The organism is Metabacillus litoralis (assembly GCF_003667825.1).
Classification (GTDB): domain Bacteria; phylum Bacillota; class Bacilli; order Bacillales; family Bacillaceae; genus Metabacillus; species Metabacillus litoralis_B.
In genome coordinates this window covers 2780353-2801369 of sequence record NZ_CP033043.1, presented here as the reverse complement: position 1 = coordinate 2801369, position 21017 = coordinate 2780353, and the positions used below count along the sequence as shown (strand labels likewise).

Sequence of the window (21017 nt, the reverse complement as noted above, 5' to 3'; positions counted from 1 at the left end):
AGTGAGTGATTCTTCTTTGACAACTCCGCATTCAAAAGTTTATATTGAAATCCTTCGCCATATTCGCACAATCATTGCAGACAAACAGCTTTCTTATGGAGATAAAATTCCTTCAGAAAGAGAGCTGGCTGAGAATTTAAAAGTTGGAAGATCTTCTGTTCGTGAAGCATTAAGAGCTCTTGAATTATTAGGAATGATTGAAACAAGAAGAGGCGAAGGAACTTTTTTAAAGGATTTTAGAGAGCATAATTTAATTGAACTGTTGGGAACCTTTATTCTTGATGATACAAAAGCAATAAAGGATGTCATTAAAATGAACGAGCTATTAGAAAAGAATGCCCTGCAGTTAATCTTACAAAGTGACATAAATGAACAATTAGTAGAATTATCTAGTATAGTTCAGGAAACAGAGATAACAAGATTTGAATTAATGACTGAACTTGTTAAATTAGCAAATAATTTTCTCTTATATCGAATTTGGAATGTTTTAAATGAATATGTCAACTTTGTATATAAGGGTGATCAATCGCATAGTTTTCCAAAAAAACATTTAGAAATGTTGCTTGATGCTTTAATAAAAAAGGATCATTTAGAAGTGTTTATTCAATATGAAGCGGTATCCCTTAAAGAAAATGTCGAATAGATATTGACAACTTTCTACAACATGTTTGTCCAGCAATCGTTACAGTTAATATAACTGACAATTTTCTAGAAAACAGTTTCTGAAAGTGAATACTAGATTATGTAATCATTATCTGATTTAAATAGAAGCAGCTTTAATAAAGGCTATGTTTAAGCACGTTGTTATTTTTGGCTATAAATTGAGCTAATAGGAAATTTTCGGCCAATTATACAGTGCCTTAGAAAAAGGGGAGGTACCGTTTTGTTAAAAGATTTATTTACTAAGCCAAAACCAAAGAAAAAGAAATATGCCTCAATTCCTTCTGAGCAAGCTAAGCAAGATGTTCCGGAAGGGATTGTCATAAAATGCCCGAATTGTAAAAAAATCATGTATACGAAAGAACTTAATAAAAATTTAAAAGTTTGTATGAATTGTGGATATCATCATCAAATGAATGCTAGAGAGCGAATCGAGAGCTTATTTGATGAAAATAGCTTCCTTGAATATGATCAAAATATGATATCTGAAAATCCTCTAAACTTCCCTGATTATGAGGAAAAACTAGAAAAAGATCGTCTTAAAACAAAGCAAAATGAAGCTGTAGTAACAGGAGAAGGTCTGATAAACGGCTTTAGGACAGCTGTGGCTATCATGGATGCTAGTTTTAGAATGGGAAGTATGGGTTCTGTTGTAGGAGAAAAAATTACCCGAGCAATAGAAAATGCGAATGAAAAAGGATTACCGATTATTATTTTTACTGCTTCTGGTGGAGCTAGGATGCAAGAGGGCGTTTTAAGTCTCATGCAAATGGCTAAAACAAGTTCTGCCCTTAAGCTTTTTAGTGATAATGGTGGGTTGATCATTTCTGTTATGACACATCCAACAACTGGAGGAGTTTCGGCAAGCTTTGCATCACTAGGTGACTATAATTTTGCTGAGCCAGGTGCTTTAATTGGGTTTGCTGGTAGAAGAATTATTGAGCAAACGATTAGAGAAGAGCTTCCTGAAGACTTCCAAACAGCTGAATTTTTACTGAAGCACGGGCAATTAGACAATGTTATTAATCGCCAAGAATTAAAGGAAACTCTTGGGAACATACTTGATATCCATCAAACAGGAGGTGAAATAACATGGTAGGTGAGATGGAGTTTGAAAAGCCAGTTACCGAGCTTAGAGCGAAAATTAAAGAACTGAAAGAGTTTACTGCTCAATCTGATGTTGATTTATCATCTGAAATTGAAAAATTAGAAGCAAGATTAGAAAAGCTTGAAAATGAAATCTATACAAATATAAAGCCTTGGGATCGAGTTCAAATAGCAAGGCATCCTAGTCGCCCTACAACTCTAGATTATATTGAACAAATTTTTACTAATTTCTTTGAATGTCATGGTGACCGATATTATGGTGATGATGATGCCATTGTTAGTGGTATAGCTAAGTTCAGAGATGTACCAGTAACTGTAATTGGTCACCAGCGTGGTAAAGATACAAAAGAAAATATACGAAGAAATTTTGGTATGCCACATCCTGAAGGCTACCGTAAAGCATTACGGTTGATGAAACAAGCTGATAAATTCAATCGTCCGATAATATGTTTTATAGATACAAAAGGAGCTTATCCAGGAAAAGCGGCTGAAGAAAGAGGACAAAGTGAAGCAATTGCTAAAAACTTGTTCGAAATGGCTGGTTTATCTGTACCAGTTATTTGTATCGTTATTGGAGAAGGTGGAAGTGGTGGAGCACTAGCATTAGGTGTAGGAAATTATATTCATATGCTGGAGAACTCTACCTACTCTGTTATTTCTCCTGAAGGTGCAGCAGCATTACTTTGGAAAGACTCAGGATTAGCAAAGAAAGCTGCAGAAACGATGAAAATAACTGCCCCAGATTTAAAGGAACTTGGTGTAGTTGATGAAATTATTCCAGAAGTAAAAGGTGGAGCACATAAAGATGTAGCTCAGCAAGCAACCAATATTACTGAGGTAATCGCAAGCTCTTTAAAAACTCTCTCAACTATGACAGGGGAAGAATTAATTCAGCATCGTTATGAAAAATATAAAAGAATAGGTCAAGTATCGTTTGCAAACGATCTACTTGGGGTAAAATAGAAAAACGTGTGGCCGACTGGTCCACGTTTTCTTTTGCGGATGTGAAAGAAAATACAATTCATTCTATTTTATTTACAGATTAGACTTTTTAGGCAAAGTAGGACAATAATTTTGCAAAATTACATAATTCATTAAACACAGCAGATAATTTATTGTATAATGAAAAAGGCTCATAAAAAGGTTATTCGACAAAAGTTGACTCTTTGTTGTATTGACATTATAATCATGTTATTTTGGAAGTAATTTAGTATTGCTACTTATCTATAGTGGGGTGAAAGTTTTGAAAAAAATTGGCGTCTTAACCAGTGGTGGAGATTCCCCTGGTATGAATGCTGCTGTTAGGGCAGTTGTACGTAAAGCGATCTATCATGATGTAGAGGTTTATGGAATCTACCATGGATATACAGGTTTAATTGAAGGAAGAATAGAAAAATTAGAACTTGGCTCTGTTGGAGATATTATTCACCGCGGAGGAACGAAATTATATTCTGCTAGATGTCCTGAATTTAAAACAATAGAAGGCCAGAAAAAAGGGATTGAACAGTTAAAGAAACATGGGATTGAAGGCCTAGTTGTTATTGGCGGAGACGGTTCTTACATGGGAGCGAAAAAACTAACTGAACATGGTTTTCCATGTGTAGGTGTTCCTGGAACGATTGATAATGACATTCCTGGTACAGATTTTACTATTGGATTTGATACAGCACTTAATACAGTTATAGATGCAATTGATAAAATTCGTGATACAGCTACATCACACGAACGTACATATGTTATTGAAGTAATGGGAAGACATGCTGGTGATATTGCCCTTTGGTCTGGTTTGGCTGGAGGAGCTGAAACAATCTTAATACCGGAAGCTGACTATGACATGGACAATGTTGTTGCCCGCTTAAAACGTGGTCATGAGAGAGGAAAGAAACATAGTATTATTGTAGTTGCAGAAGGTGTAGGTAGTGGAGTTGAATTTGCTAAGCAAATTGAAGAAGCTACTTCATTTGAGACTCGTGTTTCTGTACTAGGTCATGTTCAGCGTGGAGGTTCCCCAACTGCATTTGATCGTGTATTAGCAAGCAGACTAGGTGCGTATGCTGTTGAATTATTGTTAGAAGGAAAAGGTGGACGTTGTGTTGGTATTCAAAAAAATGAACTTGTTCACCATGATATTCTTGAAATACTAGATCAACCACATACGATTGATGATAATATGTACCGATTATCTAAAGAATTATCTATATAAATACTAGTTGGTATCGTTACCATATTATTTTACAAAGCTAAAAATAAAACAATAAAACCATACTAAAAATGGGTAAAGGAAGAAACGAATCTAATAGGGGATAAGTGAAACCTTTACCCTTCTAAATGGTAGGAGGAAACGAAATGCGCAAAACGAAAATTGTATGTACAATTGGTCCTGCAAGTGAATCAATTGATAAATTATCAGAATTAATGCAGGCTGGAATGAATGTAGCCCGTTTGAATTTTTCACACGGTGATTTTGATGAGCATGGTGCAAGAATTAAAAATATTAGAGAGGCTTCTGCCAATCTAAACAAAACTGTAGCTATTCTTCTAGATACGAAAGGCCCTGAAATCCGCACAAACACAATGGAAAATGGTGCTATTGAGCTTGAGGCAGGAAAAGAAATTATTGTGTCAATGACAGAAGTAGTTGGTACAACAGAAAAGTTCTCTGTTACATATGAAGGACTTATTGATGATGTACATATTGGATCAACAATTTTACTAGATGATGGTCTCATTGAGTTGGAAGTAATCGGCCTTGACCAAACAAAAGGTGAGATCAAAACATTAATTAAAAATACTGGTACATTAAAAAATAAAAAAGGTGTTAACGTACCAGGTGTTAGTGTGAAGCTTCCAGGTATTACAGAAAAAGATGCTAAAGATATTGTTTTTGGTATTGAACAGGATGTTGACTTTATAGCTGCTTCATTCGTTCGTCGTGCTTCAGACGTACTTGAAATTCGCGAGCTGCTTGAAGAGCATAATGCAGGCCATATTCAAATTATCCCTAAAATTGAGAATCAAGAAGGTGTAGATAACATCGATGAGATTCTTGAAGTGTCAGACGGTTTAATGGTTGCTCGTGGAGATTTAGGTGTTGAGATTCCTGCAGAGGAAGTTCCATTAGTTCAAAAAGAATTAATTCGTAAATGTAATGCTCTAGGAAAGCCTGTTATCACAGCTACTCAAATGCTTGATAGTATGCAACGTAATCCAAGACCGACTAGAGCGGAAGCAAGTGACGTAGCCAATGCTATTTTTGACGGTACGGATGCGATTATGCTTTCTGGTGAGACTGCGGCCGGTACTTATCCAGTGGAAGCGGTTAAAACAATGCACAATATTGCTTCAAGAGCAGAGGAAGCTTTAGATTATAAGCAAATTTTATCGAAACGCAGTGCACAGGTTGGCACAACAATCACAGATGCTATTGGCCAATCTACAGCTTATACAGCTTTAAATTTAGGTGTATCAGCAATTGTTACTCCTACTGAAAGTGGACACACTGCAAGAATGATTTCAAAATATCGTCCTAAAGCGCCGATCATTGCTGTAACAGTTTCTGATTCATATTCTCGCAAGTTAGCATTAGTATGGGGTGTTTACCCAAGAAGTGGAAATTATTCCACAACAACGGATGAAATGTTAGATCGTTCTGTATTAGAGGCAATTAATAGCGGACTTGTGACACATGGTGATCTTATTGTGATTACAGCGGGTGTACCTGTTGGTGAAGCAGGCACAACAAACCTTATGAAAGTTCACGTTATTGGAGATGTTATTGCAAAAGGACAAGGCATCGGTCGTAAATCAGCTTTTGGTAAGGTTGTAGTGGCAAGCACTGCAAAGGATGCACAGGAAAAAATGACACAAGGTGCTATTCTTGTTGCACAAGGAACCGACCGTGATATGATGGATGCTCTTGAGAAAGCATCTGCTCTTGTAACAGAAGAAGGTGGCTTAACAAGTCATGCTGCTGTTGTGGGGTTAAGTCTTGGAATTCCTGTTATTGTAGGTGTAGAAAACGCAACAACATTGTTAAAAGATGGTCAAGATATTACAGTAGACGCTGTTCGAGGAGTTATTTACCAAGGACATGCAAGTGTACTATAATTATCATTAAGAGAAGGGGTATTCCCTTCTTTTTTTTGCATTTTTAGAATAGAATAGAGAGGTATAGAGGCTTATCGTTTTATTAGTAGAGTTTAAGAGGTGAATACATGCGATTATTAATGTTTCTTATTATTGTTATACCTGCTCTAGAAATCGGAATTTTAATACTATCAGGCAATGCAATTGGTCCAATTCCAACTGTATTACTTATTATTTTAACGGGTGTTGTAGGAGCTTGGCTTGCTAAGAAACAAGGATTGGAAACGTTAAGAAAAGCTCAGCAAGACATGCAATTTGGACAAATTCCTGGAATGGCCATTATTGACGGGCTTTGTATCTTGATTGGTGGAGTTTTGTTATTAACTCCTGGCTTTATAACAGATACAGTTGGGTTTTTATTGTTATTTCCATTTAGCAGAAATAAGTTTAAACCGATTTTATTAGCAACTATTCGAAAAATGATTGATAAAAATCGGATAACGATCATTAGGTAGAAGTTGACCAAAGAAATTGCGGGGCTGATCTTAGTATCAGCCCCGTTTGTTTTACTATTATCTATTATTCCCTATGATGAATTTCCATAGGTCCTCATATAGACCCGCGCTTTTAAATGTTTTTAATATGACTAATGCAACTGGCCCAGCAATCAGCCCTAAAAAGCCAATTAGTTTATAACCTATAAAAAGTGAAACGAGGGTAGCGAGTGGATCTAGTCCGATATTGGAGGAAAGTACTTTTGGTTCCATTATTTGACGCTGTATTAAGACGATAAGGTATAATACTCCTAGTCCGATAGCAAGCGGTATTCCTCCACTGAACGATAAGTAAATAATCCATGGAATGAACACTAAGCCCGTACCTAAATATGGGAGAATATCAACTAAACCAATTAATAAAGCGATTGTGATCGCGTAATCAACCCGTAAAATCAAAAGTCCTATTAAAACAATGGCGGTGGTAATGGAAATTAAGGTTGCTTGTGCACGAATAAAACCTATCAATGCTTTCTTTAGCTCATCAGTAATTGTCCTGCCACTTGATTTTGCTCTCTGTGGTAGTAAACCTGAAACAGCAGATTTAAATTTATACCAATCTTTACTAATGAAAAAAGTTGCAAGTAAAGAGAAGATGATGACAGTTGCGGCATTTGGGAGCCAACTAATGATGACTGGAATATTTTCTAAAAAGCCTTTGATGAAATTTCCAACACTGGATGCAACTGATTCACCGATATTTTGAATGTTTGAGATAATGGATTGTTGCTGATTTGATTCAAGACTGTTAAAAAGGTATGTTAATTGGTTATATAGTGGCATGATTTTTGTAACAAAGAATGTTTCGATGTAAACAGCTAATAACTCTAAATGTCCAGGGAGAACTCTTGCTAAATAGGTGGTTCCTGTTACAATTTCTGCTACTAAAAGAATGAGAATACCTGCTATTAAACAAATCAGTAAAATAATTGAGATAATCACTGAAAATCCTCTCGGAATCCTGAGAATCCGTTCCAACCCATTTACAAGAGGATTAATAATCATAGCAATTAAGATTGCAATTAAAAATGGATAAGTCAAAGTAGATAGATAATAACATATTGATATTCCTAAAAATGTAACAGCGATAATAAGTAAAAGTCTTAACATGCTATATAAATAATTCATATTCACTTAATGAATTCCTCCCCATTTTTCAATTCCTATGGGCTTTTCCAATCTTTAAATAAGGCTATATAGCATGTTTATTACATATTAAGCTTGTTTATACTATTTGAATTAATCTTTTGAGTTTCGATGTTTTGTCATGGTTTAACCATATTATTACTATTTGGAGGTTTTACTCAGTGTTTAGTCAACCAGTACTCTTTTTATTAATCTTATTAGGAGTTGGATTTTTAGCGAAAAATCAATCATTGTTAATAGCTGTTGGATGCTTGCTAGTCATTAAATTGGTTGGATTAGAATCAAAGTTATTGCCAACTATTGGGGCAAAGGGAATTAACTGGGGAGTTACGGTTATTACAATTGCTGTCTTAGTGCCAATAGCAACAGGAGAAATTGGATTTAAGCAACTAATTGACGCTTTAAAATCTTCTTATGCTTGGATTGCTTTAGGAGCGGGGATAGCTGTCGCTTTAATTGCCAAAAACGGGCTAACGTTGCTAGCTGAAGATCCTCATATTACAACAGCTCTGGTATTTGGCACAATTCTAGCAGTTTCGTTATTCAATGGTGTGGCTGTAGGTCCTTTAATAGGGGCAGGAATAGCTTATCTAGCCATGCAAATTGTAAAACTATTTAGTTCTTAAACATACATTTACTTTAAAAAGCCAATTAATTTAGATGAATTATACACTAATATAACAAATATATGTTATGGTTATATTAGTAAGGCAGTTTTAACGAAAAAATCCCTAAAATAAAATTTTTCTAACAAATTTTTAAGTAATAAAGTGGTTTTCATTCACAAAAGTCTGATAATTGTTTATAATAGGGATATGTTCTAAAATAATGCCTACATGATAAGGCAACCTTATCTCATCTTGATATGAGATAGGTATACGATCTATCATTTAAAAGATTACCTGATAGTGTATATCACGTTCGATTTTAACGGAGTGATGCTTTATCAAAATAATGAAAAATGTAAGCATTTTCTTTTTCTTTGCTTGCATGTGAGCAAGCGCTCAATCATCTAAAAGTTTAAAATAATACTATAAATTCATGATTCGTGATCTACGAAACATAGAGAAATATCTACTTTGACAAAAGCTTCTTTCCTTACATATGGAACAGTTTATGACTGAGTCAAGTAGGATTTCTACTACTTATATCATTTAAACTTTTAAGATGAAACAAATGGGGAAAAAAGGTAAAGGAGAGGGATTTATATGACAGCAACAAAAGGTCTTGAAGGTATCGTTGCAACTACTTCATCTGTAAGCTCGATTATTGATGATACATTAACATATGCGGGCTATAACATTGATGATTTAGCAGAAAACGCAAGCTTTGAGGAAGTGGTTTATTTATTATGGCACAGAAAACTTCCGAATGCAGAACAATTAAATGAAATTAAAAAACAACTTGCGGAAAATGCAAAAATTCCACAGCAAGTTATTGAACACTTCAAATCATACCCTATCAATAAAGTTCACCCAATGGCTGCTCTACGTACTGCTGTATCTTTACTTGGCTTGTTTGATGAAGAAGCAGATGTGATGGATACAGAGGCTAACTACAGAAAAGCAATCCGTCTACAAGCACAACTTCCGATTGTTGTTACTTCTTTTGCTCGTATTCGTAAAGGTTTAGAGCCAGTTGAGCCTAGAACAGATTTATCAATGGCTGCAAATTTCTTATATACATTATCAGGAAATGAGCCAGATGAAATTGCTGTTGAAGCTTTTAATAAAGCGCTTGTTTTACACGCGGACCATGAATTAAATGCATCTACTTTTACAGCACGTGTATGTGTTGCAACATTATCTGATGTATATTCTGGTGTTACAGCTGCTATTGGTGCTCTAAAAGGTCCTTTACACGGAGGAGCTAATGAAGCAGTAATGAAGATGCTTTCAGAAATTGGTGAAGTAGCAAATGCTGAAAGCTATATTAATGAGAAGTTAGCAAATAAAGAAAAAATAATGGGCTTTGGACATCGTGTGTACCGTCAAGGTGACCCAAGAGCCAAGCACTTAAAGAAAATGTCTGAAAAGCTAACAAAAATTACAGGTGAACCAAAATGGTATGAGATGTCAACAAAAGTTGAAGAATTAGTTACTTCTCAAAAACCACTACCACCAAATGTTGATTTCTATTCAGCATCTGTTTACCATAGCTTAGGCATTGATCATGATTTATTCACACCAATCTTTGCTGTAAGTCGTGTATCAGGCTGGTTAGCTCATATTCTAGAGCAATATGAAAATAACCGATTAATTCGTCCACGTGCAGAGTATGTTGGACCAGAAAAACAAGCTTATATTCCTTTAGAACAAAGAGGATAATTTTATAGTGATATAGAATAGTGAAGAGACAATTCCACATTGTCCTCCCTCTATGGGAGGATTACTGTGTGGAATCGTTTTCTACGCTTTCAATATTCAGGCTTTTTATAAAACGCCTGAATAATATAAATTTAATTAATTTTATAAAAACAAAAGGAACAACACTTTAAGAGAAGTAAATCTATTGGTAAAATAGATTTGAAAAATCAATTACATAACCCGGGAGGTAATTTTCTTGACACAAGGTGAAAAAATTACAACAACTAATGGAGTATTAAACGTACCAAATAACCCAGTAATCCCATTCATTGAAGGAGATGGAATTGGTCCTGATATCTGGGCGTCTGCATCACGTGTTCTAGAAGCAGCTGTAGAAAAAGCATACAACGGAGAAAAACAAATCGTATGGAAAGAAGTATTAGCTGGTGAAAAGGCTTTTAACCAAACAGGTGAATGGTTACCAGCAGAAACACTTGATGTGATTCGTGAATATCTAATTGCAATCAAAGGACCTCTAACAACACCAATCGGTGGAGGAATTCGTTCTCTAAACGTTGCGCTACGTCAAGAATTAGATTTATTCACTTGCTTACGTCCAGTGCGTTATTTCCAAGGTGTACCTTCTCCTGTTAAACGTCCAGAAGATACAGATATGGTTATCTTCCGTGAAAATACAGAAGATATTTATGCTGGTATTGAATATGCCAATGGATCAGAAGAAGTTAAAAAGCTTATCAGCTTTTTACAAAATGAAATGGGCGTTAATAAAATCCGCTTCCCAGAAACATCTGGTATCGGAATTAAGCCTGTATCACAAGAAGGTACTAGCCGCCTAGTGAGAGCTGCTATTAACTATGCAATTGAACACGGCCGTAAATCAGTAACACTTGTTCACAAAGGTAACATTATGAAATTTACTGAAGGTGCTTTCAAAAACTGGGGTTATGAACTAGCTGAGAAAGAATTCGGTGATAAAGTATTTACATGGGCTGAATACGACCGCATCGTTGAAAACGAAGGTAAAGATGCTGCAAACAAAGCCCAAGCTGATGCTGAAGCAGCAGGAAAAATCATTGTAAAAGATTCTATTGCAGATATCTTCTTACAACAAATTCTAACTCGTCCACGTGAGTTCGATGTTGTTGCGACAATGAACTTAAATGGTGACTATATCTCTGATGCACTTGCTGCACAAGTTGGTGGTATTGGTATTGCTCCAGGAGCAAACATTAACTATGAAACAGGACATGCAATTTTCGAAGCAACTCACGGTACTGCTCCTAAATATGCAGGTCTTGATAAGGTTAATCCATCTTCTGTTCTTCTTTCTGGTGTTCTTATGCTTGAGCACTTAGGATGGACTGAAGCTGCTGAATTAGTAATGAAATCAGTAGAGAAAACAATTGCTTCTAAAGTTGTAACTTATGACTTTGCTCGTTTAATGGAAGGTGCAACTGAAGTTAAATGCTCTGAGTTCGGTGATGAGTTAATCAAAAACATGGGTTAATTTGTAACCTAAAAAGCTCTGTTAAAAAACACAGTAATTAGGGTATCTAGGTACTCTGCAAGAATTGACCATGAAAAGTCGAATAGAATCAAAGAGGGGCTTTGCGCATAAATGTACTTCATTTATGCGCTTTGCCCTCTTTCCTAATTTATACAGAATTTAAGGAGATGTTTACATATGGCTATTAAGCGTAGAAAAGTTTCCGTAATTGGTGGGGGCTTCACTGGAGCCACTACAGCGTTTTTATTAGGGCAAAAAGAACTTGCAGATGTAGTATTAGTTGATATTCCTCAAATGGAAAACCCAACAAAAGGGAAAGCTCTTGATATGCTTGAAGCTAGTCCTGTACAAGGTTTCGACGCAAACATTATCGGAACATCTAATTATGAAGACACAGAAAACTCTGATATTGTCGTTATTACAGCAGGTATTGCTCGGAAGCCAGGTATGAGTCGTGACGATCTTGTTGCAACAAATGCAGGCATTATGAAGGCTGTAACAAAAGAAATTGTTAAGTATTCTCCTGAATGCACGATCATTGTGTTAACCAATCCCGTAGATGCAATGACTTATACAGTTTTTAAAGAGTCAGGTTTTCCTAAGCATCGAGTAATTGGACAATCAGGAGTGTTAGATACAGCTCGTTTCCGTACGTTTGTTGCACAAGAGCTTAACCTTTCTGTGAAGGATGTAACAGGGTTTGTTTTAGGTGGACATGGTGATGATATGGTACCATTAGTACGCTATTCTTATGCGGGTGGTATTCCTCTCGAAACATTAATGTCTAAAGATAAATTAGATGCAATTGTAGAAAGAACACGTAAGGGTGGCGGTGAAATCGTTAATCTGCTAGGGAACGGCAGTGCATACTATGCACCTGCAGCTTCACTGGTGGAAATGGTAGAGGCCATTTTAAAAGATCAACGACGAGTTCTTCCATCTATAGTTTATCTTGAAGGAGAATATGGCTTTGATGGAATTTACCTAGGTGTTCCAACTGTACTAGGTGGAAATGGTCTTGAACAAATTATTGAACTTGAGCTCACCGAAGAAGAAAAAGCAGCACTTGAAAAATCTGCTGATTCTGTTAGAAACGTTATGAAAGTATTATCTTAAGAAAGTGTTTAAAATAAAAAGAAAGTTGAGGATTTCCTCAATTTTCTTTTTTACTAAGAAATAACCTAAATAGTAAAGTTACAGTGTTGTAAATCAGTTTCACTAATTTGGAAAAAGGGGTGCTAAAATGCTTCTTGGCAAAAAGAGAAAGATTGGTAGACATATCGAAGAAATATCGGTTGGAGAAAAATTAACTCTAACAGAAAAAATGGAAGATAAGGATTTACTTCTTTATTTAGGACTAACCAATGATGCCAACCCACTTTATATTCAGCATGATTATGCCTCACAAACTCCATACGAAAAGCCAATTGTACCAACAATCATGCTAACTGGAATCATTACAGCAGCTGTATCGAAATATTTACCAGGTCCAGGAAGCCACATTGTAAACCAAGAAATTTCATTCCTTCAACCGTTATACCATTATGATGTTGTCCAATTTCTCTTTGAGGTTGGAGAAGTCCATACTTCCGAAAATAAAATTGTAGTAAATATCCATGCTGTGAATAGTGAAGAACAAACAGTTTTAGAAGGAAAAATCACAGTATGCCCTCCTCACAAAATGACTCCAATGGAAGGAAAAGCATTAGAAAACTTCTAACTAAAATGTGCTGATAACTAACTGACTCTACTTAGAGCCAGTTTTTTTGTGAAGAAATATCCTGTTGTGAAGATAAGGTGAATTAAAAACAAAAACATTATTACAAACAATAGTTGCCCTTTTTCCCAACTATTCGCTAGAATAGAACTAACAAACATAGATAAATAACGAATAAAATAGATTGGTTCAATTGAAGGGAAATTTAATCTCTGGAGGCCTATATGAGTAAGAGAGTATTAGTAGTAGATGATGAACAATCAATATCAACCTTGTTAAAGTATAATTTGGAACAAGCAGGCTATACAGTTTCAACAGCTTTGGATGGTGAAGAAGGTCTGAATACTTGTTTGAAAGAAGAGCCTGATTTACTTGTGCTTGATTTAATGCTTCCGAAAATGGATGGAATTGAAGTGTGTAAACAGCTTCGACAAAGGAAAATCATGGTGCCAATTCTTATGCTAACCGCAAAAGACGATGAATTCGATAAAGTATTAGGCTTAGAATTAGGTGCAGATGATTATATGACAAAGCCTTTTAGCCCTAGAGAGGTTGTAGCAAGAATAAAGGCTATATTAAGACGCAGTCAGTCACAGCCTGAACCTGAGGTGCAAGAAATTGAGGATGAAAATCAAGTACTGATTGGCGATTTACGAGTGTTACCTGATCACTACGAGGCTTATTATGGAAAAGAACGTTTGGATTTAACTCCTAAAGAATTTGAATTACTAGTGTATTTAGCAAAACATAAAGGAAGAGTGCTTACAAGAGATCAGTTACTCAGTGCTGTTTGGAATTATGATTTTGCGGGCGATACTAGAATTGTGGATGTTCATATTAGTCACTTACGTGAAAAAATAGAAAGAAATACAAAAAAACCATTATATATTAAAACAATAAGAGGGTTGGGGTATAAGCTTGAGGAGCCAAAGCTGAATGAATAGATTTCGTTCACGCTTTTTGTTTGCCCTTATTACATTAATCATTGCGGTACTGGTTGGCTTAGGGTTATTGCTAGGGCAAATTTTTAATAGCTACTATCTGAACACGTTTAAAGAAGAGTTACAAAGAGAAGCGAATTCAATATTAACGATCATATCACGTGATGATTTATCGAACTCTCAAATCTCAGAATTACTGTCTGATTTAGGGAAAGATTATAAATCACATATTACTATCATAGATGAAGATGACACCATTTTGTTTGATGCAGGTGATTTAACACAAGATCTCGATATGAATTCATTGAAGAATAACGTACTTCCAATCATGAGGGGACAATCTAAGGGCTATTATTATAGTGACCAAGTTAACGGGGTAGCTTATTATGGATTGCCAATAAAGGAAAAAGCTGCTTATGAAGGGATTGTGCTCGTTAGCGCGTCTGTGAGTTCTTTAACTAAGGTAAATCAACAAATGTGGGGTATTCTAGTAGCTAGTCTCGGTATCGCATTTATCATTATATTATTAATTGGAGTAAGAATTACAGCCCAATTTACCAGGCCGATTGAGTCTGCAATTAAAGTATCTATGGAACTTGCAAAGGGAAATTATAAAGCACGTACATATGAAGATCATTTAGACGAAACAGGAATACTAAGTCAGTCAATTAATATACTCGCTCGAAACCTTCAAGATATGACAAGGGCACAGGAAATGCAACAAGATCGTTTGCAAACGTTAATTGAAAATATGGGAAGCGGGCTAATTTTGATTGATGGAAGAGGTTATATTAACTTAGTCAACAGAGCATATAAAGAATTATTTGAGGTTGACTCTGCTAAGTTTCTTTATCAGTTATATTATGACGCTTTCACCCATAAAGAAATTATTGAAATTGTTGAAGAGATTTTTATGACTGAGGTAAAAGTCAGAAAGCAGCTTCATCTTCCCTTGAAGATTGAACGTAAGCATTTTGAAGTGTATGGGGCACCTATTATTGGAACAAATGATGAATGGAAAGGAATTGTCCTTGTATTTCATGACATTACTGAACTTAAAAAACTCGAACAGATGCGTAAGGATTTTGTTGCGAATGTATCACATGAATTAAAAACACCTATCACATCTATTAAAGGATTTAGTGAAACATTACTGGACGGGGCACTTAGTGATAAGCAGACAGCCGAATACTTCCTATCTATTATTCTAAAGGAAAGCGATCGTTTACAATCTTTAATTCAAGATTTGCTTGATTTATCGAAAATTGAACAGCAAGGATTTGAATTATCAATCCAAACATGTGATTTACGGGAAATCTTGGATGATATTACTGTAATGTTAGAAAGTAAATCAAGAGAAAAAGAGGTAGAGCTTTCTGTTTCTTTACCTGAAGGTCTAACTTATATTGAAGGCGACATTTATCGATTAAAGCAAATTTTTATTAATTTAATTAGTAATGCTCTAACATATACTCCACAAGGTGGCTCTGTGCATGTAAAAGTGGATAAATATCCTGATTATGCAATCGTTACTGTTTCAGACACTGGGATCGGTATTAAAACGGAGGAAATTCCACGTATTTTTGAGCGTTTTTATCGTGTTGACAGGGCGAGAAGTAGAAACTCTGGGGGAACAGGCTTAGGATTGGCTATTGTAAAACATTTGGTGGAAGCTCATAAAGGTCAAATTAGTGTGGAAAGTGAAGTTGGAAAAGGTACTACGTTTACAGTTAAGCTGAATAGAAAATTTGATGAAACCTCATAACGGAGTGGCCATAAAACCTTTTGATCTATTAAATTCGACATTATTTACAATTAATTTACACTAGGTTTATTATTACTTAATAAAATGTTGGTAATATACTAAGTGAAAACCCCTTCATCCAAGGAGCCAATCTTTTGGACGTGAGTTTACCAAATAAACTCACGTCCCTTTTTTTGTTGTCATAATAAATCCTCATAAAATTCAACTCTTCATAAATTTATTTTCTAATTAATACTAATAGTGGGAAGCTATTAAAAGGGAAATGTGAAACCTTTTTAATGGTGATTCGTATATAACTTAACAAGAAAAATAAAGCAGTACATACTAAATGTACCGAATAAGAAAGGCAGGGGTTGGATGTTAAGTATAAAACGAGTACTCACGATCTTCGGATTTGCGTTGTTAATTGTGGTCTTAGGAGTTGTTGCTTTTACTTCATGGTATACCGTAGATGAGTCAGAACAAGCCGTGATGATTACTCTTGGAGAGGTAGAAGAAGGAATTAGTGAACCAGGTTTACATTTTAAGATGCCTTGGCCAATCCAATCAGTTGAAGTTCTATCTAAAGAAACCTTCAGTTTACAGTTTGGTTATGAGGAATCTGAGGATGGTGAAGTAAAAGATTTCCCAAAAGAAACAAAAATGATTACGGGTGATGAAAATATCGTTTTAGCAGATATGGTTGTTCAGTGGAAAATTACCGAACCAGGTAAATATTTATTTAATGCGGAAAATCCACAGGAGATGTTAGAAGATGCTACATCAGCAAGCTTGAGAAGTATTATTGGAAGCTCAACAATTGATGATGCTTTAACGTCTGGAAAGGTAGAAATTGAGAAACAAGTCCAGGAATTATTATCGAATCTTGTAGATGGCTATGATATTGGCATTACCATTTTAGCCGTAAAGCTTCAGGATGTAGATCTACCAAATGAAGAGGTTAGAAAAGCTTTTACAGCTGTTACTGATGCCCGTGAAACGATGAATACACGTAAGAATGAAGCAAATAAATACCGGAATAAACGAACAGAAGAAGCACAAGGGGAAAAGGATGCGATTATGTCTTCAGCAGCTGGTGATAAAGCCGCCCGAATGGAAGAGGCGCGTGGAGATGTTGCACAATTCAATGCAATTTATAACGAATATGTTAATAACAAAGAAATTACACAGAAGCGTTTAGTATTAGAAACAATAGATCAAGTTCTCCCAAATGCTGAGATTTATATTATGGAAGATAACGGAAACACAATGAAGTATTTGCCGATTAAAGATCCGGCTTCAAAGCCTGTCGTACCAGCTGAACAGGAAGGAAGTGATACGAATGGACAATGATAATATTGTCAACATGGAGGAGAAGAAACCTGCTTTTTCATTCAAGGGATATTTACGTGGAGGGATTATTCTTCTAATTTTAATTGTCTTACTTGTATTAGTCTTCACTAACCTTTTTATCGTTAAAGAAAATGAATATAAGGTTGTCCGTCAATTCGGTGAAGTTGTGAAGATTATTGAAGAACCAGGATTAAGCTTTAAAATACCGTTTATTCAATCAGTTACAACTCTTCCTAAATATCAAATGACTTATGATGTAGAAGAGGCTGAAATTAATACAAAGGATAAGAAGAGGTTAATCATTGATAACTATACAGTTTGGCGAATAAGTGACCCTAAAAAGATGATCTCCAATGCAAGGTCGATTGTTAATGCTGAAACGAAGATGGCTGAATATGTTTTTTCAACAGTTCGTTCTGAACTAGGTCAATTAAACTATGATGAGATTATTAATGATGAAAAATCTTCAAGAGGAAGTTTAAATGATAAAGTAACGGAGATAGTTAATAATTTATTAGAAAATGGTAACTATGGGATTGTTGTGACAGATGTGAGAATGAAAAGAACAGATTTACCTGCTGAAAATGAGCAGTCAGTATTCACACGAATGATTTCTGAACGGGAATCAACTGCACAGGGGTATCTGTCAAAAGGTGATGCTGAAAAGAATCGTATCATCGCAGATACTGATCGAGAAGTAAAAGAGATGCTAGCAAAGGCACAGGCTGATGCTGATGTTATTCGAAGTGAGGGTGAAAGGGAAGCAGCGAAAATTTATAATACTGCTTATTCTAAAGATCCAGGCTTCTATGAGATGTATCGAACATTACAATCATATAAACAAACAATTGATGAAGAAACCGTCATTATTATTCCGTTCAATTCTCCTTATGCTTCTTTGTTAAAGGGAGTCCAGTAAAACAATAACAAATTATATAGAACCCCTGATTTTCCTTTCTATTTCAAGACATGATAAAATAGAAGGAAATAAGGGGTCTTTTTTGGTTTATTGCTAATTTAGGTACATGTACAAGTAAAAGAGTGCTCCCGGACCTCCTGCAAAAAGCGAGTGTCTGAATTAGAAATCAATAGACCAGTAAAAGAGAGCTTTAGACATAAAATGTTGAACAAGAGCTTGTTCAACAATGAATACAGGAGGCTGTAAAAGTTGACGAAAAAAATAGTATTAATTGATGGGAATAGTATTGCCTATCGGGCTTTCTTTGCCCTACCATTATTAAATAACGACAAAGGTGTACATACGAACGCAATCTATGGATTTACCATGATTTTAATGAAAATACTAGAAGATGAGAAGCCATCTCATATGCTTGTGGCTTTCGATGCAGGTAAAACAACATTTAGACATAAAACATTCCAAGAATACAAAGGCGGAAGACAAAAAACTCCTCCTGAGCTATCAGAGCAATTTCCGTTTATTCGAGAACTATTAGATGCTTATCAAATCTCAAGGTATGAACTGGAAAACTATGAAGCAGACGATATTATCGGAACTCTTTCCAAACAGGCTGAACAGGATGGTTATGAAGTTAAGGTTATTTCAGGGGACAAAGATTTAACTCAATTAGTTACAGATAAAATAACAGTTGATATTACAAAAAAAGGGATAACAGATGTAGATTCCTATACGCCTGACTTTGTGATGGAAAAGTATGGATTAACTCCTGAGCAAATTATTGATATGAAAGGTCTTATGGGAGATACGTCTGATAATATTCCTGGTGTACCGGGAGTAGGAGAAAAAACAGCAATAAAACTGTTAAGTGAGTTTAAAACATTAGAGAGTGTATTAGATTCAATTGAGAAAGTAAGCGGGAAAAAATTAAAGGAAAAGCTTGAAGAAAATCGCGAGCAGGCTTTAATGAGTAAAAAGCTTGCAACGATTGACTGTGAAGCACCCTTAGCGATCACATTGGATGAAGTGCAATATGAAGGATTCGATGCTAGTAAAGTAAAGGAAATCTTTAAGGAGCTAGGCTTTAATTCTTTGTTAGAAAAGATGGGTGAAGATGTAGCTGAGGAAGAAGTGTACGAGGATATCAGCTTTGAAAACGTAACAGAGCTTACCTCAGATGTACTGACAGATGAAGCAGCACTGTATGTAGAAATACTAGAGGATAGTTATCACCAGGCAGATATAAGTGGCGTTTCAATTATAAATAAAAATGGTCATTATTATGTATCAGCTGAACTTGCTCTTAACTCTGATTTATTTAAGGAATGGGCTGCAGACGAAACCAAACGTAAAACAGTTTATGATGGTAAAAAAACAACAGTTGGCTTAAGTTGGAAAGGAATCTCTTTAAAAGGGATTGACTTTGATATTTTAATTGCGGCTTATTTATTGAATCCTTCGGCAACATTTGATGACGTGGCTAGTGTAGCTAAAGCACATGGGATATCGATTGTACAAGCTGATGAGGCTGTTTATGGAAAAGGTGCAAAACGTTCTATTCCTGGTGAAGAGACTCTTAGTGAGCACCTTGTTCGTAAAGGATTAGCGATCTTTGATTTAAAAGAAAGGTTAATTGAACAACTCGAACAAAATGATCAGTCATCTCTATTGTATGATTTAGAATTACCTTTATCTCTTATTCTTGCGCAAATGGAAGCAGAGGGAATAGCTGTTGATGTGGACCGTTTAAAAGAGATGGGTGAACATTTAGCAGAACAATTAAACACTCTTGAAAAAAATATCTATGAGCATGCTGGTGAATCATTTAATATTAATTCACCAAAGCAACTTGGTGTTATTTTATTTGAGAAGCTTCAGCTGCCAGTTGTGAAAAAGACGAAGACAGGTTATTCAACTTCAGCGGATGTATTAGAAAAGCTTGAGGATAAGCATGAAATCGTAAAGGATATCTTGCATTATCGTCAGTTAGGTAAATTGCAATCAACCTATATTGAAGGGTTATTAAAAGTTGTTCATAAAGACACACATAAAATTCATACTCGTTTTAACCAGGTGCTAACAACAACAGGAAGACTTAGCTCAATCGATCCTAACTTACAAAACATACCGATTCGATTAGAAGAAGGACGTAAGATTCGTCAAGCTTTTGTACCTTCTCATAAAGATTGGGTCATTTTTGCGGCTGACTATTCACAAATTGAATTAAGGGTATTAGCGCATATCGCAAATGATCAAAATTTAGTTGAAGCCTTCCAGAATGATTTAGACATTCATACGAAAACAGCTATGGATGTGTTTCATGTTAAAGAAGATGAAGTGACTTCAAATATGAGAAGACAAGCAAAGGCTGTTAACTTTGGCATTGTATACGGAATCAGTGATTTTGGGCTTTCTCAAAGTTTGGGGATTACTCGTAAAGAAGCCGGTGAATTTATAAAGCGCTATTTAGAATCCTTTGTTGGAGTACAAGACTATATGGATGATATTGTAGCTGATGCAAGAGAGAAGGGTTATGTTAAAACATTGCTTCATCGAAGAAGGTATATTCCTGAAATCACGAGCAGAAACTTTAATCTTCGTAGTTTTGCTGAACGAACAGCTATGAACACTCCAATTCAAGGAAGTGCAGCCGATATTATCAAAAAAGCGATGATTGATATGGCTGCAAGATTAAAGCAAGAAAAGCTGCAAACAAAGCTGTTATTACAGGTGCATGATGAATTGATTTTTGAAGCACCTAGGGAAGAAGTCCCTATCTTAGAAAAAATTGTTCCAGAAGTAATGGAAAATGCGGTTGAGTTAAAAGTGCCGCTTAAGGTGGACTATTCTTATGGAGATTCTTGGTATGATGCAAAATAACATAGAATGTAAGGGGGCTTGATTGGCCCCTTTGTTTTTATACTATAGGAATAACTAATGCTTTCGCCATTAGAACTAG

At 35.5% G+C, this 21017-nt stretch carries 17 protein-coding genes; 16 read left to right on the top strand and 1 reads right to left on the bottom strand.

From position 1 onward, the window contains the following. Position 1 precedes the first annotated feature (1 nt). The 6 genes from D9842_RS13950 to D9842_RS13925 all read left to right on the top strand — a co-directional run bounded on the left by D9842_RS13950 (position 2) and on the right by D9842_RS13925 (position 6368). Entirely contained in the window at positions 2-643 is a 642-nt protein-coding gene (locus D9842_RS13950) for a FadR/GntR family transcriptional regulator (protein ID WP_251396214.1), read from the top strand. A 240-nt stretch (positions 644-883) separates the two neighbouring features. Then, positions 884-1759, top strand: coding sequence for an acetyl-CoA carboxylase, carboxyltransferase subunit beta (gene accD / locus D9842_RS13945; RefSeq protein WP_098795027.1), 876 nt, complete (start codon positions 884-886; stop codon positions 1757-1759). Continuing rightward, complete coding sequence (gene accA, locus D9842_RS13940) at positions 1753-2730, top strand: acetyl-CoA carboxylase carboxyl transferase subunit alpha (RefSeq protein ID WP_121663036.1); 978 nt, start codon at positions 1753-1755, stop codon at positions 2728-2730. Before accD ends, accA begins: the two co-directional genes overlap by 7 nt. Before the next feature lie 280 nt (positions 2731-3010). Further along, on the top strand, positions 3011-3970 hold the full coding sequence (gene pfkA, locus D9842_RS13935) for a 6-phosphofructokinase (protein ID WP_098795029.1): 960 nt from the start codon (positions 3011-3013) through the stop codon (positions 3968-3970). A 143-nt stretch (positions 3971-4113) separates the two neighbouring features. Further along, on the top strand, positions 4114-5874 hold the full coding sequence (gene pyk, locus D9842_RS13930) for a pyruvate kinase (RefSeq protein ID WP_121663035.1): 1761 nt from the start codon (positions 4114-4116) through the stop codon (positions 5872-5874). 107 nt (positions 5875-5981) lie between these two features. Continuing rightward, positions 5982-6368, top strand: a complete 387-nt coding sequence (locus D9842_RS13925) for an FxsA family protein (RefSeq protein ID WP_098795031.1) — start codon at positions 5982-5984, stop codon at positions 6366-6368. Between the two features lie 57 nt (positions 6369-6425). On the opposite strand, the gene ytvI is transcribed toward D9842_RS13925, so the two are convergent. Next, positions 6426-7541 (bottom strand): sporulation integral membrane protein YtvI, encoded by a 1116-nt coding sequence (gene ytvI / locus D9842_RS13920; RefSeq protein WP_098795032.1) that lies wholly within the window; start codon positions 7539-7541, stop codon positions 6426-6428. A gap of 173 nt (positions 7542-7714) precedes the next feature. Here ytvI and D9842_RS13915 point away from each other — a divergent pair, with 173 nt between their 5' ends. The 10 genes from D9842_RS13915 (at position 7715) to polA (ending at position 20938) form a co-directional block, all read left to right on the top strand. Further along, positions 7715-8179, top strand: a complete 465-nt coding sequence (locus D9842_RS13915) for a DUF441 domain-containing protein (protein ID WP_098795033.1) — start codon at positions 7715-7717, stop codon at positions 8177-8179. A gap of 582 nt (positions 8180-8761) precedes the next feature. After that, positions 8762-9880: a citrate synthase gene (citZ, locus tag D9842_RS13910; protein ID WP_098795034.1), complete on the top strand. Its 1119-nt coding sequence runs from the start codon at positions 8762-8764 to the stop codon at positions 9878-9880. Positions 9881-10115: 235 nt separating this feature from the next. Then, positions 10116-11387 carry an NADP-dependent isocitrate dehydrogenase gene (gene icd, locus D9842_RS13905; RefSeq protein WP_098795035.1) on the top strand — a complete coding sequence of 424 codons (1272 nt, stop codon included), beginning with the start codon at positions 10116-10118 and terminating at the stop codon, positions 11385-11387. Between the two features lie 177 nt (positions 11388-11564). Continuing rightward, entirely contained in the window at positions 11565-12503 is a 939-nt protein-coding gene (gene mdh, locus D9842_RS13900; protein WP_098795036.1) for a malate dehydrogenase, read from the top strand. Between the two features lie 127 nt (positions 12504-12630). Next, the gene (locus D9842_RS13895) at positions 12631-13107 is read left to right on the top strand and encodes a MaoC/PaaZ C-terminal domain-containing protein (protein ID WP_098795037.1); all 477 of its coding nucleotides are present in this window, start codon (positions 12631-12633) and stop codon (positions 13105-13107) included. A 221-nt stretch (positions 13108-13328) separates the two neighbouring features. Beyond that, on the top strand, positions 13329-14048 hold the full coding sequence (locus tag D9842_RS13890; RefSeq protein WP_098795038.1) for a response regulator transcription factor: 720 nt from the start codon (positions 13329-13331) through the stop codon (positions 14046-14048). Then, positions 14041-15810, top strand: coding sequence for a two-component system histidine kinase PnpS (gene pnpS / locus D9842_RS13885; RefSeq protein WP_121663034.1), 1770 nt, complete (start codon positions 14041-14043; stop codon positions 15808-15810). The genes D9842_RS13890 and pnpS overlap by 8 nt, the downstream gene beginning before the upstream one ends. A gap of 357 nt (positions 15811-16167) precedes the next feature. Further along, the gene (gene hflK, locus D9842_RS13880) at positions 16168-17142 is read left to right on the top strand and encodes an FtsH protease activity modulator HflK (RefSeq protein ID WP_098795040.1); all 975 of its coding nucleotides are present in this window, start codon (positions 16168-16170) and stop codon (positions 17140-17142) included. Continuing rightward, the gene (hflC, locus tag D9842_RS13875; RefSeq protein ID WP_098795041.1) at positions 17132-18061 is read left to right on the top strand and encodes a protease modulator HflC; all 930 of its coding nucleotides are present in this window, start codon (positions 17132-17134) and stop codon (positions 18059-18061) included. The genes hflK and hflC overlap by 11 nt, the downstream gene beginning before the upstream one ends. A gap of 249 nt (positions 18062-18310) precedes the next feature. Then, on the top strand, positions 18311-20938 hold the full coding sequence (gene polA, locus D9842_RS13870; RefSeq protein WP_121663033.1) for a DNA polymerase I: 2628 nt from the start codon (positions 18311-18313) through the stop codon (positions 20936-20938). Positions 20939-21017 lie beyond the last annotated feature (79 nt).